This is a genomic window from [Rhizobium] kunmingense (assembly GCF_977018605.1).
Window position 1 is genome coordinate 1,945,513 of sequence record NZ_CDRNXG010000001.1, and the last position, 23,603, is coordinate 1,969,115.

Consider the following 23,603-nt stretch of genomic DNA (forward strand, 5'->3'; position numbering starts at 1 on the left):
TGTCGTCTCTGGGAATTCAGGCCGTCGCCCGTCTCGCCTGCCACATGGTGCGGATGAAGGCTGCGATGAACATCGCCGTCATCAAGAGCACGATCGTCGGGGCGGGAGCGCTGTCGAGGAAGAAGGACAGGTAGATGCCTGCAATCGAGCAGGTGAGCGCGATGACGACGGCGGTGACGATCATGCTCGTGAAACGCCGCGTCAAAAGGAAGGCGATGGCGCCCGGTGCGATCAGCAGCGCGACCGAAAGGATGATGCCGATCGCCTTCAATGCGCCGACGACGGTCAGCGACAGGACCGTCAGCAGGCCGTAATGCAGGAGGCGCGTCGGCAGGCCTATCGCCTTGGCATGCTGTTCGTCGAAGGCGTGGACGAGAAGATCCTTGCGGAAGATGACGAGGAAGATCGTCGAGGCAATGGCGATCAGCGTCGTCTCGATGAGGTCGGAGGGCAGGATGCCGAGCATGTCGCCGAAGAGGATGTGGTCGAGATGCACATCGGCCTGGACGTTAACATAGAGGACCAACCCCAAGCCGAACATGCCGGAAAAGACGATGCCGAGCACCGTATCTTCCTTGATGCGGCTGTTCTCCTTGAGGAAGCCTGTTGCGAGCGCGCAGACCATGCCGGCAACGAAAGCGCCGATGGAAAACGGGATCGCCAGCATATAGGCGATGACGACGCCCGGCAGGACGGCGTGGGAGACGGCGTCGCCCATCAGCGACCAGCCCTTCAGCACCAGAAAGCAGGAGAGGATCGCCATCGGCAGGGCGATCATCAGCGTCACCGCAAAGGCGGTGCGCATGAAGTCCACCTGGAAGGGGAAGAGGAGGAGATCGATCGCGTCGCTCATCGTGCGGTCCCTTCGGCTGCTTCCGACGTCTTCTCTTCCAGAGATGCCCTCATGCGGCGGCGGGAGGCCAGCATGCCGTGCTTGGGGGCAAACACGAAGGCTGTAAGGAAAATTGCCGTCTGCAACACGACGATGATGCCGCCGGTCGCACCGTCGAGGAAGTAGCTCAGATAGGCACCGAGGAAGCTGGTGCCGGCGCCGATGCCGAGGCCCATCAGCACGACGCGCTGGAAGCGGTCGGTCAGCAGATAGGCGGTGGCGCCGGGGGTGACGACCATGGCGACGACGAGGAAAGCGCCGACGGTCTGCATGGCGGCGACCGTGGAGGCGGCCAGCAGGGCGAAGAACATCACCTTCAGCGCATCGGGCTTCAGGCCGATGGTGCGGGCGTGGTTCTCATCGAAGAACGCGACCATCAGGTCCTTCCATTTCAGCGCCAGCACGACGAGGCTGACACCGCCGATGATGACGAGCTGCAGCGTGTCGCCCGGCGAGATGGCCAGAACGTTGCCCATGACGATGGTCTGGATGTCGACCGAGGTGGGTGACAGTGACACCATGAACAGGCCGAGACCGAAGAAGGAGGTGTAGATCAGGCCGATGATCGCGTCCTCCTTCAGCCGTGTGCGCTGGTTGAGGAAGAGCATGGAGAGGGCGGCGAGGCCACCCGACAGGAACGCGCCGATCGAGAACGGCAGGCCCAGCATATAGGCGCCGGCAACGCCCGGAACGATGGAGTGGGAAAGTGCATCGCCGATCAGCGACCAGCCTTTCAGCATCAGATAGGCGGAGAGAAAGCCGCAGACGCCGCCGACCAGGGCCGAAACCCAGATGGCGTTCAGCATGTAGCCGTAGGTGAAGGGCTCAAGAAGCGTCTGAAGCATCGACGCCATCCTTTTTCTTCCTTCGCTTCGCCTTGGGTTTGTGTACGCCGTTCCCATAGGTGACGAAGGGGCGCTCGTCATCGGTGATGACCTTGACGTGGCGTGGGTCCTCATCGTCATGCAGGTCGGCGCCGCCGAGGATGAAGTGGCGCAGCACGCCGCCGAAGGCCTTTTCCAGATTGGCCTCGTTGAATGTGTCCTCGGTCCTGCCGTAGGCGATGACGGTGCCCTTGACGAAGACGGTGCGGTCGCAGAAGTCCGGCACGCTGCCGAGATTGTGGGTGGACACCAGCATGACGCGGCCTTCGTCGCGCAGCGCCTTCAACAGCGTGATGATCTGTTCCTCGGTGGTCACGTCGACGCCGGTGAAGGGTTCGTCGAGCAGGATGACCTGGCCTTCCTGCGCCAATGCACGGGCGAGAAACACGCGCTTGCGCTGGCCACCGGAGAGTTCGCCGATCTGGCGCTTGCGATAGTCCTCCATGTTCACCCGTTTGAGGGCTTCCGTCACCATGTCATGGTCGCGGCGGGAGGGGATGCGGAGGAAATTCATGTGGCCGTAGCGGCCCATCATCACCACGTCTTCGACCAGGACCGGAAAGTCCCAGTCGACTTCTTCCGACTGCGGCACATAGGCGACGAGGTTCTTCTTCAATGCCTCGCGGGCCGGCATTCCGAGGATCTCGACCGTACCCTCGTTGACTGAGACGAAGCCCATGATCGCCTTGAAGAGGGTGGACTTGCCGGCGCCATTGACGCCGACGAGTGCCGTGATCGTGCCTTTCGGGACTTCGAAACTGGCGTGCTTGAGGGCGGTGTGGCCGTTGCGATAGGCGACGCTGACATTCTCAAGCTTCAAGCCGGCGCCTTTCGGTTTTGCCGGCTTGGTTTTGCCCATCATCATTTGGCAAGGCCTTTCGCAATGGTTTGGGTCGTGACGCGCAGGAGGTCGAGATAGGTCGGCACCGGGCCGCCTTCTTCCGAAAGCGAGTCGACATAGATGACGCCGCCATAGGCAGCACCTGTTTCGGAGGCGACCTGTCTGGCCGGCTTGTCGGAGACGGTGCTTTCGGAGAAGATCACCTTGACGTCATGCTCACGCATCGCATCGATTACGGCGCGGACCTGCTGCGGGGTGCCCTGGCTGTCGGCATTGACCGGCCAGAGATAGAGTTCCTTGAGCCCGAAATCGCGGGCGAGATAGGAGAATGCTCCTTCGCTCGTCACCAGCCAGCGGCGGTTTTCCGGCAGTTTGGCAAGCTCGTCGCGGATCGGCTGTACCTCGTCGCGGATCTTGTCCGTGTAGGCCTTCGCGTTGGCGGCGTAGGTTTCGGCATTGGCCGGGTCGATCTCCGTCAGGCCCTTGCGGATATTCTCGACATAGATGACGGCGTTTTCCGGCGACATCCATGCATGCGGGTTGGGTCTGCCCTGATAGTTGCCGCCGGCAATCGCCATCGGCTCGACACCGTCGGAGACCGTGACGTTCTTCACATCGCCGAGGTTTTGCAGAAAACGCTCGAACCAGAGTTCCAGATTGAGGCCGTTGCGCAGCACGAGATCGGCATCGCGGGCGCGCAGCAGGTCGCGCGGGGTCGGCTGGTAATTGTGGATCTCGGCGCCCGGCCTGGTGATGCTTTCGATGGTCGCGGCATCGCCGGCGACGTTCTTCGCCATATCGGCAATGATGGTGAAGGTGGTGACGACCTTCGGCTTTTCCTGAGCCTGTGCGGCGAAGGGAATGCTGAATGCGAAAATGGCGAGAGCGGCAAATTTCGAAAGCTTCATGGGCCTACCTTAACTGCTGTTGCAAATCATTTGCAATCTAACCTAATGACAAAATTTTCGGAGTCAATGCTATTGCAACTCATTCGCAATAAGGATTGGTCCGTTATGGCACGATGGCGAGGAATGCGCGGGTTTCGCCGGGGCGCGGCAGGCAAAATCGCTTAAACCTTCCTCAATAAGATTGGACGAATATGCCGCCCAGTATTCCAAGATTTGTATTGTGTAATTGGAGTTGAGCATGCCGGAGTTCGGCGTATGAAGATCCGGCTGTCGAAGAAGTTCGTCCTTATTTTGGGCGGTGGTCTTCTCCTTTGCGGCGCCAGCGGCGCGGCCGCCGTGCTGATCGGCGCAGACAAGATCCTCGGTCCTTCCTATCGTGATATCAACGGGCTGGAATGCAGCACGCTGCAGACGGTGCGGATCAAGAAGGACAAGACGCTGTGGGTGCGTAAATACGTGACCAGCGCCGAGAGCGCCGATGGCATGACGCGGCTGAAGACGGCGCTGCGCGTGGCGCGTTCCGTGCAGGAAAAGGAACATGCCGATCTCGTGCAGGTGGCGATGATCGACCCGACCGGGCCGAAGGATCGCGCCCAGATGCGCGGCCGCATGATTGCGGCGCAGGTCGTCTACATTCCCGACCCTGCCAAATTGCCGGACGGTGTCTCCTCGAATAGCTATCAGGCCTATTATCTCGATGGAAATCCGACCGCCAAGGGCGAGTTCTACGGCATGCGGGTCGATCTTCCGCTGGAGGACGTCGAGCATCTGGAAGCCAAGCTGACCGACAAGGCCGACTGTCTGGATCCTGAAGGGGCAGCGGGTGCCGGTGCTCATGCGCCCGCCGCCGCCGCCGGTCATGGCGCGGCAAAGCCCGAAGGCCATGAGGAGGCGAAGCCTGCCGGTCACGGTGAGGCAGCGCCCGCCGCGCACGGGACGGCACCGGAAGGCGGCGATGCCGCTGCAGCCGAAGGGCACGCCCCTGCCGCGACTGAGGGCGAGGGGCAGGAAGCGGTGTCGGCGGAAAGCGGCGGCTTCATGAGTTCGGTCACGGGCATGTTGTTCGGCTCGAGCCCAGAGCCGGCCGCTGCGGCCGGCGCAGAGCATGCAAGCGTCCCGGCCGGTGAAGGTCACGGCGCAAGCGACGGAAAAGCAGCCTCATCGGGCGGTGAAGACCATGGCGATCAGGCTGCGGCTGACGACAAGGCAAAGGCTGCGGCAGATGAGCCGGCCGAGGAGCAGGGGTTCTTCAGTCAGGTCAAGGGCATGATCCTTGGCGGTTCGTCCGACGATGCCGAGAATGCATCGCATGACGAGGCGAAGGTCGATGCGGGGCATGAGGCGGCGAAGGCGGCCGACGAGGGCCATGCGGCCACCGTGCCCGATGAGCCGAAGGCGGCACGAACGACGGCCGAGGGCGGCAAGGGCTGGTCCAAGGCAGACGAGGCGAGCGAGATCCGTTCCGAAGATCATGCCGCTCCCCCAGCCTCCGCCGAGCATGCCGAAGCAGAACCCGCTGCTGACGGGGCAAATGAAGCCGATGCCGCCGGTGCGGCGTGGCTGGAGCAGTTCAGGAAACAGTCGGGTGCGCCGGAAGGCGCGGCGAAGGCCGGGCATTGAGGTTCGGGTGGGGGGATCTCCCCTCGCCAACAAAATCCAGCGCTTAGCTAAAGCTAAGATGCTGATTTTTGTATCCTCTCCGACAAGGGGAGAGGCACAGCGCCGCATCCGCCAGTCTCTCTCCCCTTGCTGGAGAGAAAGCAATTTCGAAATCCTAGACGATGGCTAAATTCCAGAAATGGTAAGCGAGGGGGCGTTTGCCCCCTCCTGCATTTCTCAATCCGCCTTGGCCTTGCGGGCCGGGAAGAGGATGACGTCGCGGATCGACGGGGCATTGGTCAGAAGCATGGTCAGGCGGTCGACGCCGATGCCGAGGCCGCCGGCCGGCGGCATGCCCTGGTCGATCGCGTCGAGGAACTCGTCGTCGAGCTGCTTGTCCTTCTCGCCGCGGGCGTGGGCCTGTTCCAGCTGTTCCACCATGCGGCGGCGCTGTTCTTCCGGATCGTTCAGTTCAGAGAAGGCGTTGCCTAGTTCCCAGGCGTTGCAATAGGTCTCGAAACGTTCGACGAGGCGCGGTTCGCCCGGCACTTCCTTGGCAAACGGCGAAATGTCCTTGGGGAAATGAGTGACGTGGCTCGGCTGTATCAGTGTGCCCTCGACCTTTTCCTCGAAGATGAAGGCGAGGCATTCGCCCCAGGTCCAGTCCTTCTCGACCTCGAAGCCGGCGGCCTTGGCAGCGGTGCGGGCTTCCTCATCAGTCTTCATGGCGAGGAAGTCGATGCCGGTGGCTTCCTTGACGGCGTCAGGCATCGGCACGCGCTTGAAGGGGCCCTTGAAGGACAGCGTCTTGTCGCCATAGGCGAATTCGGTCGAACCATGGATCTTGACCGCCAGCTCAGCGAACATGCGCTCGACGAGGTCCATGACGTCCTCGTAGTCGGCATAGGCCCAGTAGCATTCCATCATTGTGAATTCAGGATTGTGCCGGGTGGAGACGCCTTCGTTGCGGAAGTTGCGGTTGATCTCGAACACCTTGTCGGTGAGGCCCGACACCAGCGTGCGCTTCAGGAACAGTTCCGGCGCGATGCGCAGGTACATGTCCTGCTTCAGCGTGTTGTGGTGGGTCTTGAACGGATCGGCCGTCGCGCCGCCATAGACGGAATGCAGCATCGGCGTCTCGACTTCCATGAAGCCGTCTTCCTCCATGAAATGGCGGATGCCGGAGACGATCTTCGAACGCTGCTGGAAGCGCAGTTTCGATTCCTCGTTGCTCATGATGTCGAGGTGGCGCTTGCGGTAGCGGATCTCGATGTCGGCGATGCCGTTCCACTTCTCCGGCATGGGGAGAAGCGACTTGGTCAGCATGGTGATTTCTTTGGCGTTGATCGACAACTCGCCACGCTTGGTGCGGCGTACGGTGCCGGTGACGCCGATGATGTCGCCAAGGTCGATCATCGCCAGCATGTTGCGGGCTTCTTCCGGAGTGACGTCCTTGTGGGAGAAGATCTGGATCTTGCCCGAGGCGTCATGGATGTCCATGAACATGCCCGAATTGCGCGAGGAATAGACGCGGCCGGCAACGGTGACGCTGTCCTCCGTCTCCGTGTCGGCCTCGAGGTTCTCGTATTTCGCCGCCAGTTCCGCATTGGTCATGCTGCGGTGGAAATGCGCCGGGTAGACGTCGCCGATGGTTTCGCGCAGCTTGGCAAGCTTCTGGGCGCGCACTTCGGTGGCGTCGGAGGAGAGGGCGGTTTCGGTCTTGGTGTCGGTCATCGTGTTCGCCTTTTTCGGGCTGTGTTCGTTGGGGTTACCGGGTGCGTTCTGGCGCCGTATGGACGAAACCTCTCCGCATCCGTCATCCTCGGGCTTGACCCGAGGATCTAATCACATTTCCGCTGGCAGCCTCGCCTCATCCGTAGCTACCCTTGCAGATCCTCGGGCTTGACCCGAGGATGACGGCTGAGAGCGGAGCGGCGTCTGCGCAAAATCGCCACCTGGGCAATTACTTTCCGTCGCCCACCATGGACGAAACCACGGCTGCTGCAATCTTCAAGCGCTGGCGCACCACCGAGCGGCCGAGGATCGCCATCGAGTCAAACAGCGGCAGCGAACGCGACGAGCCGGACATGGCGATGAACAGCGGCGGCGTGACGACGCGCAGTTTCTTCTCCAGCTTGTCGGCAACGGCGCGCAGCTCGGCGTCGATGGCTTCGACGTTCCACTCGATCATCTTCTCGATGTCGGCCTGAACCGTGTTGATGATGAGAAGCGTATCTTCCGGCGAGGTTTTAAGGCCCGCAAACGAGGCCGGCGTCAGGTTGACGTCGGCTGCAAGCAGGAAACCGGCGAGGTTCGGCAGGTCGCCGAGCTTGGTGATGCGGCTCTGCGAATGCGCGAGGCCCTGCGTCAGACGGTCGTTTTCCATTGCCCATTCGAGGGTACGGGCGACGAATTCCTGCGGTGTCAGCTTTTCGCGCAGCCAGCGACCGTTCAGCCATTCCAGCTTCTGCAGGTCGAAGATCGCACCGGCCTTGGACAGCGCTTCCGGATCGAATTTTCCGATCAGCTCTTCCATGGTCAGCAGCTCTTCGCCTTCGGCGATCTGCACGAAGAACAGGCCGAGGAAATTCATCAGTGCTTCCGGCAGATAGCCGAGCGCCGAATAATAGCTGATCGACGTCGGGTTCTTGCGCTTCGACAGTTTCGACTTGTCGGCATTGCGCATCAGCGACAGGTGCATGAACACCGGTGCTTCCCAGCCGAAGTAGCGATACAGCAGGATGTGTTTCGGAACAGATGCCAGCCACTCCTCGCCGCGGGCGACATGGGTGATCTTCATCAGATGGTCGTCGATGACGTTGGCCATGTGATAGGTCGGCATGCCGTCGCTCTTGATCAGCACCTGCATGTCGACGCTGTCCCACGGGATCGACACGTCGCCATAGACGCCGTCGGTGAAGTCGCAGGAACCCTCGGTCGGGATTTTCATGCGCACGACGGAGCTTTCGCCGGCGGTCATCTTGGACGTGACTTCTTCGGCGCTCAGATGCAGGCACAGACCGTCATACTTCGGCGGCTTGCCGGCGGCGCGCTGGCCTTCGCGCATCTGCTCGAGCCGCTCGGGCGTGCAGAAGCAGCGGAAGGCATGGCCCTTGTCGAGCAGGTCCTGCGCGTAGGGCTGGTACATGTCCTTGCGGTCGGACTGGCGGTAGGGACCGTAAGGGCCGCCGACATCCGGGCCTTCAGCCCAGGTCAGGCCCGTCCATTTCAGCGCGTCGAGCACTTTCTGCTCGAATTCGAGCGTCGAGCGGGTGGCATCGGTATCCTCGATACGCAGGATGAATTCGCCACCGTGCTTCTTGGCAAAAAGGTAGTTGAAGAGGGCGATATAGGCGGTGCCGACATGCGGCTCGCCGGTCGGCGAGGGGGCAATACGGACGCGGGGCGTAGGATTGATCATCTTGCTGCTCTAACTCAAGGCGCGCCGTCTTTTATTATAGGGCGACGCCAAGCCTGTTCCGGGAATAGGGATTGGGGCAGGCTTAGGCCATATTCAGGCACGAGCGTCAAGGTTTTTGGGTGCGCGCAAGGCCCTTGGCGTCAGCTGACCGGCCATATCCAGAGCAGTGCCGGAATGCTGACGAGGATGATGAGGAAGGAGAGCGGCAGGCCGAGCCTCGGGTAATCGGAGAACTTGTAGCCGCCCGGACCGAAGACCAGCGTGTTGCACTGGTGGCCGACGGGGGTCAGGAAATCGCAGCCGGCACCGATTGCCACTGCCATCAGGAAGGCTTCCGGGCGGAAGCCGAGATTGGTGGCAAAGCTTGCCGCGATCGGCCCCATGACCAGCACGGTCGCCGCATTGTTCAAGAACGGCGTCACCGCCATTGCCGTGACGAGGATGAGGCCGAGCGCGCCCCAGGCCGGGAGAGTGGCTGCTGCCTGGCCGAGCCAGCCGGCGATCAGTTCGCTGCCGCCGGTGGTGCGCAGGCTGTCGGAAACCGGGATGAGGGCGGCCAGCATGACGAGGATCGGGCCATCCACCGACTTGTAGAAATCGGTCAACGGAATGCAGCGGAAGACGACCATGCCGAGTGCTGCTGCGAAGAAGGCGACCGGAACCGGCGCGAAGCCGACTGCCGTCGTTGCCATGGCGAGCACCAGGATGATCAGCGGAATGAAGGCACGCCTGCGGGTGCCGAGCAGCACTTCGCGCTGGGCAAGCGGCAGGAGGGCAAAATCCTGCATGACGGTCGGCATCGTCTTGCGCGACCCTTGCAGAACCAGAATATCGCCGGCTGCAAGCGTCAGTCCGCCGAGGCGCTCCTTGAGGCGCTCGCCGTGGCGGCTGATCGCCAGAAGGTTGACGCCACGGGTGTAGGACAGTGCCAGTTCCTTGGCCGAGAGACCACGCAGCTGGGATTCCTGGCTGATGATCGCCTCGATGGAAATGATGTCACCTTCCGCCTGCTCGCCGGTCAGCGGCTTGCCGGAAAGCTGCAGCTTGGCGCCGGAAACGATGCGGTCGAGCGCTGCGGATGGGCCTTCGAGGATGACGACGTCGTTTTCGCGCAGCTTCAGATCCGGGAAGGGCGACATGCGGCGCGTCGCGCGCAGAATGGCGGTGGCGATGACCTCGCCGTCACCCAGTTTCAACAGGTCGGCGACGGATTTGTCGAGGATCGGAGAGCTGGCGGTCACCGAGGCTTCCGACGTGTAGTTCTTGATTTCGACGGCCTCTTCCAGCGAGTTGTTTTCTTTCGTGCGGCTCGGCACCAGCCAATGGAAGAAAAGCAGGAAGGTGATGCCGACGACACAGAGAATGACGCCCATCGGGGTGAAGTCGAACATGGTGAAGGAGGTGCCGGTCAGCTCTTCCTGGATGCGCGAGACGACGATGTTGGGCGAGGTGCCGATCTGCGTCATCAGGCCGCCGAGCAGGGCGGAAAACGCCATCGGCATGAGGTATTTCGATGGTGACGCACCGGATTTCTTGGCGAAGTGGAAGGCGACCGGCATCATGATGGCGAGTGCGCCGATATTCTTGATGAAGGCGGAGAGGATCGCCACGACGATCATCAGCAGCGCCAGCTGGGTGTGCAGCGTATCGAGGTTGGGAAAGAATTTCTTGATCGCCATGTCGACGACGCCGGAGCGGGCAACGCCGGCGGAGACGACCAGTGCCGAGCCGACGATGATGACGATATCGTCGGAAAAGCCGGAAAATGCCTGGTCGGTCGGCACGACGCCGAGCGTCACCGCCAGAACAAGGGCGCAGCAGGCGACGACATCGTAACGGAATCGGTCCCAGATGAAGACGGCCATCATCAGGGCGATGACGGCGAAGGCGAGGATCTGCTGGGTTGTCATGCGGCTCCGGAGGATGCAATCAGATGCGTATGCAGGATGGTTCAGGGCGGGGGCGGTCTTGGTTGCCGCGATAATGCCCGAGGTCGGCGAATGTTTCAAACACGTTGAAAAATCTTCGAGTTCAGCCTCGGTTGACACGATGGGTGGCCGCTGGACAATCGGATGCGCGCGGCTAGAGTGACCCGCATTGGCATACCGAGGAGTTTTTCATGACCGATATCCTGTCCATTCCCGTCAAGAGCGTCGACGGGCGCGAGACGACGCTTGCCGATTTCAAGGGGCAGGTGATGCTCGTCGTCAATGTCGCATCCAAATGCGGTCTGACCAAGCAGTATGAAGGCCTGGAAAAGCTCTATGACGACAAGCGCGGCAGCGGTTTCGTCATCGCCGCCTTCCCGGCGAACAATTTCAAGGAACAGGAGCCGGGCACCGACGCCGAGATCCTGGAGTTCTGCCAGTCGACCTATGACGTCAAGTTTCCGATCTTCTCGAAGATCTCGGTCAAGGGGGAGGATAAGCACGCGCTCTACAAGGCGCTGACTGCCAGCGATGTGCCGACCACGGGCGATGGCCCGATGAAGGAAAGGTTGCGCGGCTTCGGCATCGCGGTTGCCGACGACGGCGAGATCGTCTGGAATTTCGAAAAGTTCCTGATTGGCCGCGACGGCACGATCAAGGCCCGGTTCGCGCCGGACGTGACGGCCGACGACAATCGGCTGGTCGAGGCGATCGAGAGGGAACTGGCGGCTGGCTGACGCGACAGTCCGCATGTAAAAAGGGCGCCTTTCGGGCGCCCTTTTCGTATTCGTCGGGTTGTCCGGTCAATGCCGCGTTTCGTCGGATCCGGGCACTTCCTTGTTCTTCTGCTTGGCTCGACGGGAGAACATGTTGAGCGCTTCGACACCCGCCGAGAAGGCCATGGCGGCGTAGATGTAGCCCTTCGGTACATGGACGCCGAAGCCTTCGACGATCAGCGTGCCGCCGATCATCAAAAGGAAGGCGAGCGCCAGCATGACGATGGTCGGGTTCTTCTCGATGAAGTTGGCAAGCGGTGTCGCGGCCAGAAGCATGACGGTGACGGCCGCGAGAACGGCGACGATCATGATCGGCAGATGCGGGGTCATGCCGACAGCGGTGATGATACTGTCGATCGAGAAGACCAGATCGAGGATGAGGATCTGCACGATGGCCGCACTGAAGGTCATCTGGACGACCTCCTTGCCGGCGCCGACCAGATCTTCCTTGTGGTCGATGACGTCGACCGAATGGTGGATCTCCTTCGTCGCCTTGTAGACGAGGAAGAGGCCGCCGGCGATGAGGATCAGGTCCTTCCACGAGAAGGGATGGCCGAAGGCGGTGAAGAGCGGGTTCGTCAGCTGGACGATCCAGGCGACGGTGCCGAGCAGGCCGAGACGCATGATGAGCGCCAGACCGATACCGATCTTACGGGCCTTCTCGCGATGTTCGGGCGGCAGCTTGTTGGTGAGGATGGAGATGAAGATCAGGTTGTCGATGCCCAGAACGACTTCCATGACCACGAGTGTAACGAGCGCTACCCAAGCTGCCGGGTCTGCTAACAGCGCTGCAATGTCCATCCATATCTCCTGTTTTTCAATCAATAGGCGTAAATGCCCTGCCCGATGTAAGAGGGTAGGCGCCAAAGACAAGATCAGGTTGAATAAGCGGCGTTGAATTTTGGCGGGATCTGGGCCGTTATTCGATCACGGGTTTGTGATTGCAACCATAGGCCGCCATGAAGACCCGGATTGCACCCCGGATAACCCGGTCGATCTCCTGGCGCGACGGCGCATTGGCCATCGTGCCGAACAGGCGGAACTTGAAAAAGCTGCCGCTGACGAGGTCCAGATACTGTCCGGCGGCCAGGTCGAGGTCGTCGATTTCAAGCCTGCCGGCGGCAACGCTTTTCTCCAGATAGTCGTGCAGTACGGTTCTGAGGTTCTGCGGGCCACGGAAGAAGCGTGAACAGAGATCGGGCATGCGTTCGCGCACGCCGAGGACGGTGCGCATGGCGGTGACGATCTTTTCGTCCGTCATATGTTCAAGGAAGGCGACGCCGAATTCGTAAAGGCCCGTCTCGATGTTTTCGTTGCTGGAGAGAACCAGCCGCAACGCGTTGAGGAAAAGCGTTCGCTCGGCCTCGATCATGGCGACGAACAGATCTTCCTTGTTGGCGAAATAGACGTAGATCGTGCCCTTGGAGACGCCGGCCTCACGGGTGATGTCGTTCATGCTGGCGGCGTCGAAACCCATGCGCAGGAAGACACGCTTGGCGCCGTCGAGAATCTGCTCGCGCTTGGCAGGGTCCTCGCCGGCAGCGAAACGGCCTGCGGCCTTCGGCGCTTCCTTCTGCGAGACTTTCTTTAACCCTGACGACGTCATTTCTGCCTTTTCCATTTTTTTTCGAACCGATCGGTTCGATCGGACTTGATATGTGCCAAGTTCCGCTTTATGTCAACGCTCCGAACTGATCGGTTCGATTGGTTCCGGTTTCCTCAAGAGATGGTTACGCCGATGACGGCCTCCAAGAATGCCGGCGCGCTGCGCTCAGTAACAAACGAAAACGTGAACGAGGCTCCGATGCAGGAGAAGGCCGCACCCGCGACGGGACAGCCGACCGAAGCGCCTGGCGGCACGCAGTCTCAATCCGCCAAGGATCCGGCGCCGAAGAAGAAGCGCGGGCTGATTCTGCCGATCATCGTGCTCGGCCTTCTGGCTGGCGGTGCGTGGTACGGTTACGACTGGTTCACGCATGGCCGGTTCATGGTGTCGACGGACGACGCCTATATCGAGGGCGATATCGCCACCATCTCGCCGAAGGTCACGGCCTTCGTCGCCAAGGTCGACGTCGTTGCCAACCAGCAGGTGAAGGCCGGCGACGTGCTCGTCACGCTCGATGGCGGCGATTACCAGAATGCGCTCGATCAGGCGAATGCCCAGATCGAGACCGAAACGCTGTCGCTTTCCCGCATCGACGCGCAGATCGCTGCCGGCAATGCCAGCGTCGAACAGGCCGAGGCACAGCAGATCGCCCTTGCCGCCTCCGTGCGGGGTGCCGAGATCACGCAGAAGCGGCAGACGGAACTCTCGGCGAAATCCGCCGGCACCGCTGCCGATCTCGATCAGGCCAATGTCGCGCTCGACCAGGCCAAGGCGAACCTTGCCGGCGGCGTGGCGACGATTGCCAGCGCAAAGGCGAATATCCGTATTCTCGATGCCCAGAAGCGCGAGGCCGAGGGCCAGATCCGCACGGCGGAACTGCAGCGCGACAAGGCGGCACGCGACCTGTCCTTCACCGTCTTGAAGGCACCCTATGACGGTGTCGTCGGCAATCGCTCGGTGCAGGAGGGCGATCTCGTATCGCCCGGCCAGCGGCTGATGGCGCTGGTGCCGACGCGCCAGCTCTATATCGACGCCAATTTCAAGGAGACGCAGATCCAGCATCTGCAGCCGGGCTCCAAGGTGAACGTGCATGTCGATGCCTATAGCGATGACGCGATCACCGGCACGGTCATGTCGATTGCGCCGGCCTCCGGTTCAATCTTCTCGCTTTTGCCGCCGGAAAACGCGACGGGCAATTTCACCAAGATCATCCAGCGCGTGCCTGTCAGGATCGCCCTGCCGCAGGAGGCGCTCGATACGGGTCGCCTGCGCGCAGGCCTCAGCGTCGTCGTCGATGTCGACACGCGCACGGCGCCCAATCCGTAACCCCGCTCTGATCTAACAGCCCCTTGGCGGGGCGGAGGTGGTCCCATGGCCGGGAGCGCAACGACAACTGCAGGATCGATGCCCGCGGCTTCCATGTCGGCGGACGAGCCGATGGACCGGAGAAAGCTGATCGCTTTCTTTGCCATGGTGCTCGGCATGTTCATGTCGATTCTCGACATCCAGATCGTCTCGGCATCCTTGTCGGAAATCCAGGCGGGTCTGTCCGCCGGTTCCGACGAGATCGGCTGGGTGCAGACATCCTATCTGATCGCCGAAGTGATCATGATCCCGCTGTCGGGCACGCTGGCGCGGATCGTCTCGACCCGCTACCTGTTCGCCTTCTCGGCCGCCGGCTTCACCATTGCCAGCGCGCTCTGTGCAACGGCGACGAATATCGACCAGATGATCGTCTACCGCGCCATCCAGGGGTTTATCGGCGGCGGCATGATCCCGTCCGTGTTTGCCGCCGCCTTCACCATCTTTCCGCCTTCGAAGCGGGCGATCGTCTCGCCGATCATCGGCCTTATCGCCACACTTGCTCCGACCATCGGGCCGACCGTCGGCGGTTATCTCAGCCACGCCTTCTCGTGGCACTGGCTGTTCCTGGTCAACATCATTCCGGGCATCATCGTGGCGATCGTCACCTGGAAGTTCATCGATTTCGACAAGCCGGAACTGTCTTTGATCAAGAAGTTCGACTGGACGGGGCTGGCTGCGATGGCCGTTTTCCTCGGGGCGCTGGAATATGTGCTGGAGGAGGGCAATTCCAACGACTGGTTCAACGACCACCTGATCGTCATCGGCGCCGTCGCCTCCGTTGCCGGCGCGCTGATCTTCTTTTACCGCGCCTTCAGCGTGGAATTTCCGGTGGTGGACCTGACGGCGTTCGCCAACCGCAACTTCGCCTTCGGCTCGATCTTTTCGTTCGTCATGGGCATCGGCCTTTACGGGCTGACCTACATCTACCCGGTCTATCTGAGCCGTATCCGCGGTTATGACAGCCTGATGATCGGCGAGACGATGTTCGTCTCGGGTCTCGCCATGTTCTTCACTGCGCCGATCGCGGGCAAGCTTTCGACATTCATGGACCTTCGGGCGATGATGGTGATCGGCTTCGTCAGCTTTGCGGCCGGAACCTACATCATGACCGGCATTACCGCCGACTGGGACTTCTACGAGCTGTTCATTCCGCAGATCCTGCGCGGTTTCGGGCTGATGATGTGCATGGTGCCGATCAACAATATCGCCCTCGGTACGCTGCCGCCGGCACGTATTCGCGGCGCATCGGGCCTGTTCAATCTGACCCGTAACCTCGGCGGCGCGGTGGGGCTGGCGGTGATCAGTACGCTTCTGTCCAACCGGCAGGACGTGCATTACGAGCGGCTGCGCGAGCATCTCGACTGGGGCAACGGTGTGGCTGTCGACCAGTTGAACAGCATGGCCGCCAATCTGAACGCCTATGGCCTCGACGGTGCGACCGGCGCGATCAAGCAGATGGTGCAGATGGTGACGAAGCAGGCGGTGGTGATGTCGTTCTCGGACGTTTTCCTGATCCTGACCGTGCTCTTTGCCCTGATGATCCTCGGTGTCGCGGCGATCGCCAAGCCGGCGCCACAGGGCGGCGGCGGTGGCGGCGGCCACTGACTTCAATCCATTCGGAAACCACCGCCGAGAGGGGCGCCGCAGATAAAATGCGGCGTCCCTTTTTCTATGGTCAAATTTGTGGAATTTTCTGATTTACGTACCTCATGATGTGCGTTAGGACGCTTGGCGGAGGATTTGATGAAGCCCACCGTACATGACATAGCGCGCAGCGCGGGCGTGAGCCTCGCGACCGTCGACCGTGTGCTGAACGGCAGGCCCGGCGTGCGGCACATCACACGCGAACGCGTTGAAAAGGCAATCAGCAGCCTCGGTTACGTGCGCGACCTCGCTGCCGCCAATCTTGCCAAGGGTCGCACCTACTCGCTGACCTTCGTGCTGCCTTCCAACGACAATTCCTTCATGATCGGCCTGCGTGGCGAGGTGATCGCAGCAATCTCGCGCTCCGGCGTCGAGCGGACCCAGATCCGTGTGGTCGATGTCCCGGCTTTCGACGCGCCGGCGCTTGCGGCCGCACTCGATTGTCTCGCCGAGGACCGGCCGGATGGCGTCGCCTTCGTCGCAGTCGAAGGACAAGAGGTGCATGCGGCGGTTGCCCGGCTGCGGGCGGCCGGCATTGCGGTCGTCACGCTGGTCTCGGACCTGCCGGGCTCCCAGCGCAGTCATTTCGCCGGTATCGACAACAATGCGGCAGGACGCACCGCCGCCAACCTGCTCGGGCGCTTTCTCGGTGGCCGCGACGGGCGCGTCGCGGTCGTTGCCGGCTCGATGCTGGTGCGTGACCATCGCGAACGGCTGGAGGGGTTTCTGGCCGTCATGGGAGAGGATTATTCCCGTGTTGCGCTCCTGCCCGTCATGGAGGCGCGTGACGATCCGGCGCTCGCGGCGGAATTCGTGTCTGCGGCGCTTGCGCGCTATCCCGACGTGATCGGGCTTTACAGTCTCGGCGCGGGCAATCGCGGCATCGTTCAGGCGCTTGGCGCGATCGCGCCGGAGCGGCGTCCGGTGGTGGTGGCACATGAACTGACGGGGACGACGCGGGGCGCGCTGTCGGCTGGCCTCATCGATGCCGTACTCAATCAGGATGCTGGTCATGAGGTTCGCAGCGCCATACGTGTGCTGAAGGCCGAAGTGGACGGCCTGTCGGTGATCGCCGCGCAGGAGCGCATCCGCATCGACATATTCTTGAAGGATAATTTGCCCTGACGATTTTTCAGGACGGGCAGGAGGAAAGGAAAAGGCATGTATCTCGGTCTCGATCTGGGCACTTCCGGCGTCAAGGCGATGCTGATCGACGGCGATCAGAGGATCATCGGCTCGGCCAATGGCGCGCTCGACGTGTCGCGTCCGCATTCCGGCTGGTCGGAACAGGACCCGGCGCACTGGATCCGGGCCTGCGAGGAAGCAATTGCGGGGCTGAAGGCTGCGCATGGTTCGGCGCTTTCGGCTGTGAGGGGCATCGGTCTTTCCGGCCAGATGCATGGCGCCACGCTGCTCGATGCCGACGACAAGGTGCTGCGCCCCTGCATCCTGTGGAACGACACGCGCTCGCATGCGGAAGCCGCAGCGCTCGACGCGGATCCGCGTTTTCGCGCCATCACCGGCAATATCGTTTTCCCCGGTTTCACTGCGCCGAAGCTGGCCTGGGTGAAGAACAACGAGCCGGAGATCTTTGCCAGGGTGGCGAAGGTTCTGTTGCCCAAGGACTATCTGCGCCTGTGGCTGACCGGCGAGCATATTTCCGAAATGTCGGATTCCGCCGGTACGTCATGGTTCGATACCGGTGCGCGCAAGTGGTCTGCGGAGCTTCTGGCGGCGACGGAACTTTCCGAGGAGCAGATGCCGTCGCTGGTCGAGGGGACCGACGAGGCCGGGCGTCTGCGCTCCGAGCTGGCGTCGAAATGGGGCATTTCCGATGATGCTATCGTTGCCGGCGGGGCTGGGGACAATGCGGCCTCTGCCTGCGGCATGGGCACGGTGAAGGAAGGCCATGCCTTCGTTTCGCTCGGCACGTCCGGCGTGCTGTTCGCCGCCAACGGTTCCTACCTGCCGAAGCCGGAAAGCGCCGTGCATGCCTTTTGCCACGCGCTGCCGAAGACATGGCACCAGATGGGCGTCATTCTTTCCGCTGCCGATGCGATCAACTGGCATGCGAAGGTTATGGGCAAGCCGGCGGCCGAGCTTTCCGGCGAACTCGGCGACACCCTGAAGGCGCCGACGGGCGTCACCTTCCTTCCCTATCTTTCCGGCGAGCGTACGCCGCATAACGACGCGGTGATCCGCGGCGCCTTCATCGGGCTGGAGCACGAATCGAGCCGGGTGGTGCTGACCCAGGCGGTGCTGGAAGGCGTGACTTTCGCGATCCGGGATTCGTTCGAGGCGCTGAAATCGGCCGGTACGTCGATTTCCCGCGTAACGGCAATCGGCGGCGGTTCGCGCTCGCATTACTGGCTCTCGTCGATCGCCACCTCGCTCGGCGTGCCGGTGGATATTCCCGCCGACGGCGATTTCGGTGCAGCCTTCGGTGCCGCGCGCCTCGGGCTGATTGCGGCAACGGGAGCTGATCCGGTCGCCGTTTGCGCGGCGCCGAAGACGGAGGCGACGATCGACCCGGTCGGCGGGCTTGGCGAGGCCTACGAGGCAGCGTACCAACGGTACCGCAGGGCCTATCCGGCGATCCGGGCAATCTCGGGGTAACGAAATTTATCGCCGCGGGCGGGGGGTGGCGCAGCCATCGTCCGCCTGCCGCAACGTTCGCGGCGACATAGGCATATGCAAAATGAGGTACGTACGCCAAATTATGATTTACGTACCTCAGAAATGATGAAACTGTTCGACCACACTATTCTCAAGGAGGAGATATTCGATGGGTACGGGATTTTTCGGGGACATTTCGAAGATCAGATACGAGGGGCCGGAGAGCACCAATCCGCTGGCCTTCCGCTTTTATGATGCGGACGAGATCGTCGCGGGCAAGCGGATGGAGGATCATCTGCGCTTTGCCATCGCCTACTGGCACTCTTTCACATGGCCGGGCGGCGACCCTTTCGGTGGCCAGACATTCCTGCGCCCGTGGTTTTCCGACACGATGGAAGCGGCGAAGTTGAAGGCCGACGTCGCCTTCGAATTCTTCTCTCTGCTCGGTGCCCCTTTCTATGCCTTCCACGATGCCGATGTACGGCCGGAGGGCAATAATTTCGCGGAGAACACCAGGAACCTCGACGAGATCGTCGACTATTTCGAAGGCAAGCAGGCCGAGACCGGCGTCAAGCTGCTTTGGGGTACGGCGAACATGTTCTCCAATCGCCGCTACATGTCGGGTGCGGCGACGAACCCTGATCCGGATGTCTTCGCCTTTGCGGCGGCGACGGTGAAGACCTGCCTCGATGCGACGAAAAAGCTCGGCGGTGACAATTACGTTCTGTGGGGTGGCCGCGAAGGCTACGAGACGATCCTCAATACGGATTTTTCACGCGAACTCGACCAGATGGGTCGGTTCCTCAATCTCGTGGTCGAATACAAGTACAAGATCGGCTTTGAAGGCACGATCCTGATCGAGCCGAAGCCGCAGGAGCCGACCAAGCACCAGTACGACTACGACGTCTCCACCGTCTATGCCTTCCTGCAGAAGCACGGGCTGGAGAAGGAAGTGAAGCTCAACATCGAGCAGGGCCACGCGATCCTTGCCGGTCATTCCTTCGAGCACGAGCTGGCGATGGCGAATGCGTTCGGCCTGTTCGGCTCGATCGACATGAACCGCAACGACTACCAGTCGGGCTGGGATACGGACCAGTTTCCCAACAATGTGCCGGAAATGGCGCTGGCCTATTACCAGGTCCTGCAGGCGGGCGGGTTTACCACCGGCGGCACCAATTTCGATGCGAAGCTGCGCCGCCAGTCGCTGGATCCGGAAGACCTGCTGATCGGCCATATCGGCGGCATGGATTGCTGCGCCCGCGGCCTGAAGGCGGCGGTGAAGATGGTGGAGGACGAAGCCCTGTCGAAGCCGCTGCGCGCACGCTACGAGAAATGGGACAGCCCGGAAGCGCAGAAGATGCTGCGCGGCGAATACAAGCTCGACGAGATCGCCGCGATGGTCGAACGGGAAAACATCAATCCCGAGCCGGTTTCCGGTCGGCAGGAATATCTGGAAAATGTCGTGAACCGGTACGTGTGATCGGCAAACCGGCACTGCCGGCCTGAAGCCGTGAGAAATGCCTTCCGCGATCCTCCGCATCGCGGGAGCGTAATGTTTTTCAGGTCCTCTCGAAAATGTGATCTTGCCGCATATCCCTGCATCTGCACGCTCCGGTCGCATGGGTGCGGCGAAATGTCCCGGAAATGCTGAGACTCGCGCGAAACTATTTGCGACCTTCGCTCATTGCATGTCTGGGCTGCACGCGTGATGAGGCAAGTGGCTTGATGCCCCCTGTTATCAGGCGTAAGGCGGCTATGGCCGAAAAGGCCGAAACGACAGAAGGAGTAAGAGCATGAAGTGGACTGCACCCAAGTTTGTTGAAGTATCGTGCGGCATGGAAATCAACCGTTACGCACCGGCAGACGGCAGCGAGCCGGTTCTGTTCTAATCGTGAAGGGCACGGGATTGATGACCGGTCTCCGGTTTCTCGTGCTCGGCTCTGCCGCAGGCGGCGGATTGCCGCAATGGAACTGCAATTGTTCCAATTGCGCCGCCGCCCGCGATCCTTCTTCCGGAATTTTCCCGCAGACGCAGTCGTCGCTCGCCGTCAGTCTCGATGGTGAGACATGGGCGATCTTCAACGCCTCGCCCGACATCCGCCAGCAGATCCAGCAGACGCCGCAGCTTCATCCGAAGGCGCTTCGCCACAGCCCGATCAAAAGCGTCGTCATTACCAATGCCGATGTCGATCATATCGGCGGACTTCTGACGATCCGCGAAAAGCAGGCCTTCGATCTTTTTTCCACCGCGGCCATCGGCAAGGTGATCGACGCCAACCCTGTGTTCAGGGTGCTCGACCCGGCCTTCGTCAAGCGCCACGCGATCAGTCTCGATGAGGATTTCTCGCCGCTTCCCGGACTTGAAGCGCGGATTTTTGCCGTGCCTGGCAAGGTTGCGCTTTTTCTTGAAGAAGGTGAACCCGAACTCGGGCTTGAAGGCGAGCAGACAATCGGCGTCGAATTCGTCGCAAAGGGCAAACGCGCCTACTATATTCCGGGCTGCGCAACATTGCCGGACTGGCTTGGCAAACGCATTCGCGGCGCCGACCTGGTTTTCTTCGACGGCACGGTGTTTACCGATGACGAGATGGTCCGTGTCGGCACGGGCATCAAGACCGGGCAGCGGATGGGGCATATGCCGATCACCGGCGATGGCGCCGGGCGCGCCGGCAGCCTCGACGCGCTGTCAAAACTCGACATAGGCCGGATGGTCTATGTGCATATCAACAATACGAACCCGATCTGGCGCGTTGGCCCGGAACGGGATGCCGTCACCGCCGCCGGTTTCGAGGTCGGTCACGACGGAATGGAGATAGACCTTGTCTGACGCTCGCAACACCGCCCAGAACCGAACCGATTTCGAAGCCCGGCTGCGCGCCATCGGCGATGCGCGTTACCATGACAAGCATCCCTTCCACGGCATGTTGCATGGTGGCCAGTGCTCGATGACGCAGGTGCGCGCCTGGGTTATCAACCGCTTCTATTACCAGAGCCGTATTCCACTGAAGGATGCGGCCTTCATGTCGCGCTGCGAGGACGTCTCGATCCGCCGCGCCTGGCGCAAGCGCATCGAGGACCACGACGGTGGAGTGGAAGAGGGCGGCGGCATCCGTCGCTGGCTGAAGCTTGCCGAGGCGGTCGGTCTCGATCCGGATTATGTCGCCTCCAACCGCGGCGTGCTGCCGGGAACCCGCTTCGCCTGCGATGCCTATGTGCGGTTCGTGCGCGATATGCCGATGCTGGATGCAGTGGCCGCGTCGCTGACCGAACTCTTTGCGCCGACCATTCACAAGAACCGCATCGCCGGCCTTATCGAGCATTATGCGTTCGCCAATGACGCGGCGCTCTCCTATTTCCGCCAGCGCCTCAACGAAGCGCCGGTGGATGTCGCCTTCGGTCTCAATTACGTTCTCGACCATGCCGACACACTGGAGAAGCAGGATGCGGCCGCCGCCGCCCTTACCTTCAAGGCAGACGTGCTGTGGACGCAGCTCGATGCGCTGCATAATGCCTATGTTTCGCCGGCCCTTCTGCCGCCCGGCGGCTGGGACGGCAAGGAAGGCGTGATCGGCGATCTCGATCAGCCGGCCTTGAAACATGAGATGAAGGGAGCGGCGGAATGAGCGAGCCTTCTGCGGTAACCGTCACGGCTCAGACGATCGCCAAGCTTGCCCGCGGGGTTCGCCTGCGGGAAGATCCCGTGCGTGGCCAGACGGTGCTTCTGGCACCCGAGCGGGCGCTGGCGCTCGACGAGATCGCCGTGATGATCGTTCATGCACTCGACGGGGAACGCGATCTTGATACGATCGCGCAGGAATTTTCGGTAAAGTTCGAGGCGCCGAAGGAGCAGATCCTCATCGACGTGATCGCCTTCGTCGACGAGTTTTCCAAGCGCCGCATGCTGGAGTTGAAGTCGTGAACGAGCATGTCAGCATTCCGCGGACAAGCGCATGGACGGACAAGGACGGGGTTGCAGGTCGCATCCGCATTCCGGCCCCCATCGCCATGCTCGCGGAGCTGACACATCGATGCCCGCTTGCCTGTCCCTACTGTTCCAACCCGCTGGAACTGGACGGCATCAAGAGCGAGCTTTCCACGCAGGAATGGATTTCCGTCTTCGAACAGGCCGCGGCACTCGGGGTGCTGCACCTGCATCTTTCCGGCGGCGAGCCGGCGGCCAGGCGCGACCTGGTGGAGCTGACGGTCGCTGCCGCCAAGGCGGGCCTCTATACCAACCTGATCACCTCGGGCATCGGCCTGACCGAAAAGCGGATCGCCGAACTGTCGGAAGCCGGTCTCGACCATTTGCAGCTGTCGATCCAGGGCGCGACCCCGGCGCTGGCCGACAAGGTGGGCGGCTACAAGGGCGGCTACGACCGCAAGATCGCGGTGGCCGAATGGACCCATGCGGCCGGCATTCCGCTCACCGTCAACGCCGTCTGCCACAAGCAGAACATGGACCAGATCGGCGACATGCTGGATCTCGCCGTCAAGCTCGGTGCCCGCCGGATCGAGATCGCCACCGTGCAGTTCCACGGATGGGCGGAGCGGAACCGCAAGGCGCTGATGCCGACGAAGGAACAGGTGCTCAGGACCAACGCCTTTGTCGACGAGGCCCGCAAGCGGCTGGAAGGCATCATCGTCATCGACTATGTGCCGGCCGATCACCACTCGAGCTATCCGAAAGCCTGCATGGGTGGCTGGGGGCGTACCGGCCTCAACGTCACGCCATCCGGCAAGGTTCTGCCCTGCCATGCGGCCGAAAGCATCCCGTCGCTGAATTTCGAGACCGTGCGCGATATGTCGCTCACCGATATCTGGTACGACAGTTCCGCCTTCAACGCCTATCGCGGCGACAGCTGGATGCCGGAACTGTGCCGTTCCTGCGACCGCAAGGCGATAGACTTCGGCGGTTGCCGCTGCCAGGCCATGGCGCTTGCCGGCGATGCATCCGCCACCGATCCCGTCTGCATCCGCTCGCCGATGCGGCAGTTGCTGGTGGAGCAGGCCGAAATCGACAGCCGTGCCGAGCCGCCGGAATTCGTCTATCGCGGCCGTTGATATTCGCGCATTCGGTGCCGAAAACGTGAAGATCGCGCATTAGCTGAAACTGCTTTACGTAC

21 protein-coding genes are annotated in these 23,603 nt (G+C 61.7%); 12 read left to right on the forward strand and 9 right to left on the reverse strand.

Annotated features, from left to right (window positions below; genetic code table 11):
• Positions 1-16: 16 nt before the first annotated feature.
• The 4 genes from AC0JZ4_RS09165 to AC0JZ4_RS09180 are packed head-to-tail and all read right to left on the reverse strand — an operon-like array spanning position 17 to position 3,525.
• Positions 17-853 carry a metal ABC transporter permease gene (locus AC0JZ4_RS09165; RefSeq protein ID WP_471886075.1) on the reverse strand — a complete coding sequence of 279 codons (837 nt, stop codon included), beginning with the start codon at positions 851-853 and terminating at the stop codon, positions 17-19.
• Positions 850-1,737: a metal ABC transporter permease gene (locus AC0JZ4_RS09170; protein ID WP_471886076.1), complete on the reverse strand. Its 888-nt coding sequence runs from the start codon at positions 1,735-1,737 to the stop codon at positions 850-852. The genes AC0JZ4_RS09165 and AC0JZ4_RS09170 overlap by 4 nt, the downstream gene beginning before the upstream one ends.
• On the reverse strand, positions 1,718-2,641 hold the full coding sequence (locus AC0JZ4_RS09175) for a manganese/iron ABC transporter ATP-binding protein (protein ID WP_471886077.1): 924 nt from the start codon (positions 2,639-2,641) through the stop codon (positions 1,718-1,720). Before AC0JZ4_RS09175 ends, AC0JZ4_RS09170 begins: the two co-directional genes overlap by 20 nt.
• Entirely contained in the window at positions 2,638-3,525 is an 888-nt protein-coding gene (locus AC0JZ4_RS09180) for a metal ABC transporter substrate-binding protein (RefSeq protein ID WP_471886078.1), read from the reverse strand. The genes AC0JZ4_RS09175 and AC0JZ4_RS09180 overlap by 4 nt, the downstream gene beginning before the upstream one ends.
• A gap of 255 nt (positions 3,526-3,780) precedes the next feature.
• Between AC0JZ4_RS09180 and AC0JZ4_RS09185 the strand changes: the two genes are divergently transcribed.
• Positions 3,781-5,145 carry a hypothetical protein gene (locus AC0JZ4_RS09185; protein ID WP_471886079.1) on the forward strand — a complete coding sequence of 455 codons (1,365 nt, stop codon included), beginning with the start codon at positions 3,781-3,783 and terminating at the stop codon, positions 5,143-5,145.
• A gap of 216 nt (positions 5,146-5,361) precedes the next feature.
• On the opposite strand, the gene lysS is transcribed toward AC0JZ4_RS09185, so the two are convergent.
• The 3 genes from lysS to AC0JZ4_RS09200 form a co-directional block, all read right to left on the reverse strand.
• A complete protein-coding gene (lysS, locus tag AC0JZ4_RS09190) occupies positions 5,362-6,858 on the reverse strand; it encodes a lysine--tRNA ligase (protein WP_471886080.1) in 1,497 nt (498 codons plus the stop codon).
• A gap of 229 nt (positions 6,859-7,087) precedes the next feature.
• Positions 7,088-8,545: a glutamate--tRNA ligase gene (gene gltX / locus AC0JZ4_RS09195; protein WP_471886081.1), complete on the reverse strand. Its 1,458-nt coding sequence runs from the start codon at positions 8,543-8,545 to the stop codon at positions 7,088-7,090.
• 140 nt (positions 8,546-8,685) lie between these two features.
• Complete coding sequence (locus AC0JZ4_RS09200) at positions 8,686-10,455, reverse strand: SLC13 family permease (protein WP_471886082.1); 1,770 nt, start codon at positions 10,453-10,455, stop codon at positions 8,686-8,688.
• 209 nt (positions 10,456-10,664) lie between these two features.
• Between AC0JZ4_RS09200 and AC0JZ4_RS09205 the strand changes: the two genes are divergently transcribed.
• Positions 10,665-11,210 carry a glutathione peroxidase gene (locus tag AC0JZ4_RS09205; RefSeq protein ID WP_471886083.1) on the forward strand — a complete coding sequence of 182 codons (546 nt, stop codon included), beginning with the start codon at positions 10,665-10,667 and terminating at the stop codon, positions 11,208-11,210.
• Between the two features lie 66 nt (positions 11,211-11,276).
• Here the strand turns inward: AC0JZ4_RS09205 and AC0JZ4_RS09210 are convergent, their stop codons facing one another.
• Positions 11,277-12,050: a TerC family protein gene (locus AC0JZ4_RS09210; RefSeq protein ID WP_471886084.1), complete on the reverse strand. Its 774-nt coding sequence runs from the start codon at positions 12,048-12,050 to the stop codon at positions 11,277-11,279.
• Positions 12,051-12,168: 118 nt separating this feature from the next.
• Positions 12,169-12,870 (reverse strand): TetR/AcrR family transcriptional regulator, encoded by a 702-nt coding sequence (locus AC0JZ4_RS09215; RefSeq protein WP_471886085.1) that lies wholly within the window; start codon positions 12,868-12,870, stop codon positions 12,169-12,171.
• A 117-nt stretch (positions 12,871-12,987) separates the two neighbouring features.
• On the opposite strand from AC0JZ4_RS09215, the gene AC0JZ4_RS09220 reads away from it, so the two are divergent.
• From AC0JZ4_RS09220 to pqqE, 10 genes are all read left to right on the forward strand, one after another.
• Complete coding sequence (locus AC0JZ4_RS09220; protein WP_471886086.1) at positions 12,988-14,181, forward strand: HlyD family secretion protein; 1,194 nt, start codon at positions 12,988-12,990, stop codon at positions 14,179-14,181.
• A gap of 45 nt (positions 14,182-14,226) precedes the next feature.
• Positions 14,227-15,825 carry a DHA2 family efflux MFS transporter permease subunit gene (locus AC0JZ4_RS09225; protein WP_471886087.1) on the forward strand — a complete coding sequence of 533 codons (1,599 nt, stop codon included), beginning with the start codon at positions 14,227-14,229 and terminating at the stop codon, positions 15,823-15,825.
• A gap of 138 nt (positions 15,826-15,963) precedes the next feature.
• A complete protein-coding gene (locus tag AC0JZ4_RS09230) occupies positions 15,964-16,989 on the forward strand; it encodes a LacI family DNA-binding transcriptional regulator (RefSeq protein ID WP_471886088.1) in 1,026 nt (341 codons plus the stop codon).
• A 36-nt stretch (positions 16,990-17,025) separates the two neighbouring features.
• On the forward strand, positions 17,026-18,480 hold the full coding sequence (gene xylB / locus AC0JZ4_RS09235; RefSeq protein WP_471886089.1) for a xylulokinase: 1,455 nt from the start codon (positions 17,026-17,028) through the stop codon (positions 18,478-18,480).
• 169 nt (positions 18,481-18,649) lie between these two features.
• Positions 18,650-19,960 carry a xylose isomerase gene (xylA, locus tag AC0JZ4_RS09240; RefSeq protein ID WP_471886090.1) on the forward strand — a complete coding sequence of 437 codons (1,311 nt, stop codon included), beginning with the start codon at positions 18,650-18,652 and terminating at the stop codon, positions 19,958-19,960.
• 313 nt (positions 19,961-20,273) lie between these two features.
• Positions 20,274-20,369: a pyrroloquinoline quinone precursor peptide PqqA gene (gene pqqA, locus AC0JZ4_RS09245; RefSeq protein ID WP_062461193.1), complete on the forward strand. Its 96-nt coding sequence runs from the start codon at positions 20,274-20,276 to the stop codon at positions 20,367-20,369.
• 20 nt (positions 20,370-20,389) lie between these two features.
• Complete coding sequence (gene pqqB, locus AC0JZ4_RS09250) at positions 20,390-21,307, forward strand: pyrroloquinoline quinone biosynthesis protein PqqB (protein ID WP_471886091.1); 918 nt, start codon at positions 20,390-20,392, stop codon at positions 21,305-21,307.
• Positions 21,300-22,103, forward strand: coding sequence for a pyrroloquinoline-quinone synthase PqqC (gene pqqC, locus AC0JZ4_RS09255; protein WP_471886092.1), 804 nt, complete (start codon positions 21,300-21,302; stop codon positions 22,101-22,103). Before pqqB ends, pqqC begins: the two co-directional genes overlap by 8 nt.
• Positions 22,100-22,399 (forward strand): pyrroloquinoline quinone biosynthesis peptide chaperone PqqD, encoded by a 300-nt coding sequence (gene pqqD, locus AC0JZ4_RS09260; RefSeq protein ID WP_471886093.1) that lies wholly within the window; start codon positions 22,100-22,102, stop codon positions 22,397-22,399. The genes pqqC and pqqD overlap by 4 nt, the downstream gene beginning before the upstream one ends.
• 62 nt (positions 22,400-22,461) lie before the next feature.
• Positions 22,462-23,541, forward strand: a complete 1,080-nt coding sequence (gene pqqE / locus AC0JZ4_RS09265) for a pyrroloquinoline quinone biosynthesis protein PqqE (protein WP_471887846.1) — start codon at positions 22,462-22,464, stop codon at positions 23,539-23,541.
• The last annotated feature ends 62 nt before the right edge of the window (positions 23,542-23,603 follow it).

What these genes read in the sequence shown, in the direction of transcription:
- AC0JZ4_RS09165 (WP_471886075.1), bottom strand. Translation starts at nt 853, where the DNA reads ATGAGCGACGCGATCGATCTCCTCCTCTTCCCCTTCCAGGTGGACTTC.
- AC0JZ4_RS09170 (WP_471886076.1), bottom strand. Translation starts at nt 1,737, where the DNA reads ATGCTTCAGACGCTTCTTGAGCCCTTCACCTACGGCTACATGCTGAAC.
- AC0JZ4_RS09175 (WP_471886077.1), bottom strand. Translation starts at nt 2,641, where the DNA reads ATGATGATGGGCAAAACCAAGCCGGCAAAACCGAAAGGCGCCGGCTTG.
- AC0JZ4_RS09180 (WP_471886078.1), bottom strand. Translation starts at nt 3,525, where the DNA reads ATGAAGCTTTCGAAATTTGCCGCTCTCGCCATTTTCGCATTCAGCATT.
- AC0JZ4_RS09185 (WP_471886079.1), top strand. Translation starts at nt 3,781, where the DNA reads ATGAAGATCCGGCTGTCGAAGAAGTTCGTCCTTATTTTGGGCGGTGGT.
- lysS (WP_471886080.1), bottom strand. Translation starts at nt 6,858, where the DNA reads ATGACCGACACCAAGACCGAAACCGCCCTCTCCTCCGACGCCACCGAA.
- gltX (WP_471886081.1), bottom strand. Translation starts at nt 8,545, where the DNA reads ATGATCAATCCTACGCCCCGCGTCCGTATTGCCCCCTCGCCGACCGGC.
- AC0JZ4_RS09200 (WP_471886082.1), bottom strand. Translation starts at nt 10,455, where the DNA reads ATGACAACCCAGCAGATCCTCGCCTTCGCCGTCATCGCCCTGATGATG.
- AC0JZ4_RS09205 (WP_471886083.1), top strand. Translation starts at nt 10,665, where the DNA reads ATGACCGATATCCTGTCCATTCCCGTCAAGAGCGTCGACGGGCGCGAG.
- AC0JZ4_RS09210 (WP_471886084.1), bottom strand. Translation starts at nt 12,050, where the DNA reads ATGGACATTGCAGCGCTGTTAGCAGACCCGGCAGCTTGGGTAGCGCTC.
- AC0JZ4_RS09215 (WP_471886085.1), bottom strand. Translation starts at nt 12,870, where the DNA reads ATGGAAAAGGCAGAAATGACGTCGTCAGGGTTAAAGAAAGTCTCGCAG.
- AC0JZ4_RS09220 (WP_471886086.1), top strand. Translation starts at nt 12,988, where the DNA reads ATGACGGCCTCCAAGAATGCCGGCGCGCTGCGCTCAGTAACAAACGAA.
- AC0JZ4_RS09225 (WP_471886087.1), top strand. Translation starts at nt 14,227, where the DNA reads ATGGCCGGGAGCGCAACGACAACTGCAGGATCGATGCCCGCGGCTTCC.
- AC0JZ4_RS09230 (WP_471886088.1), top strand. Translation starts at nt 15,964, where the DNA reads ATGAAGCCCACCGTACATGACATAGCGCGCAGCGCGGGCGTGAGCCTC.
- xylB (WP_471886089.1), top strand. Translation starts at nt 17,026, where the DNA reads ATGTATCTCGGTCTCGATCTGGGCACTTCCGGCGTCAAGGCGATGCTG.
- xylA (WP_471886090.1), top strand. Translation starts at nt 18,650, where the DNA reads ATGGGTACGGGATTTTTCGGGGACATTTCGAAGATCAGATACGAGGGG.
- pqqA (WP_062461193.1), top strand. Translation starts at nt 20,274, where the DNA reads ATGAAGTGGACTGCACCCAAGTTTGTTGAAGTATCGTGCGGCATGGAA.
- pqqB (WP_471886091.1), top strand. Translation starts at nt 20,390, where the DNA reads ATGACCGGTCTCCGGTTTCTCGTGCTCGGCTCTGCCGCAGGCGGCGGA.
- pqqD (WP_471886093.1), top strand. Translation starts at nt 22,100, where the DNA reads ATGAGCGAGCCTTCTGCGGTAACCGTCACGGCTCAGACGATCGCCAAG.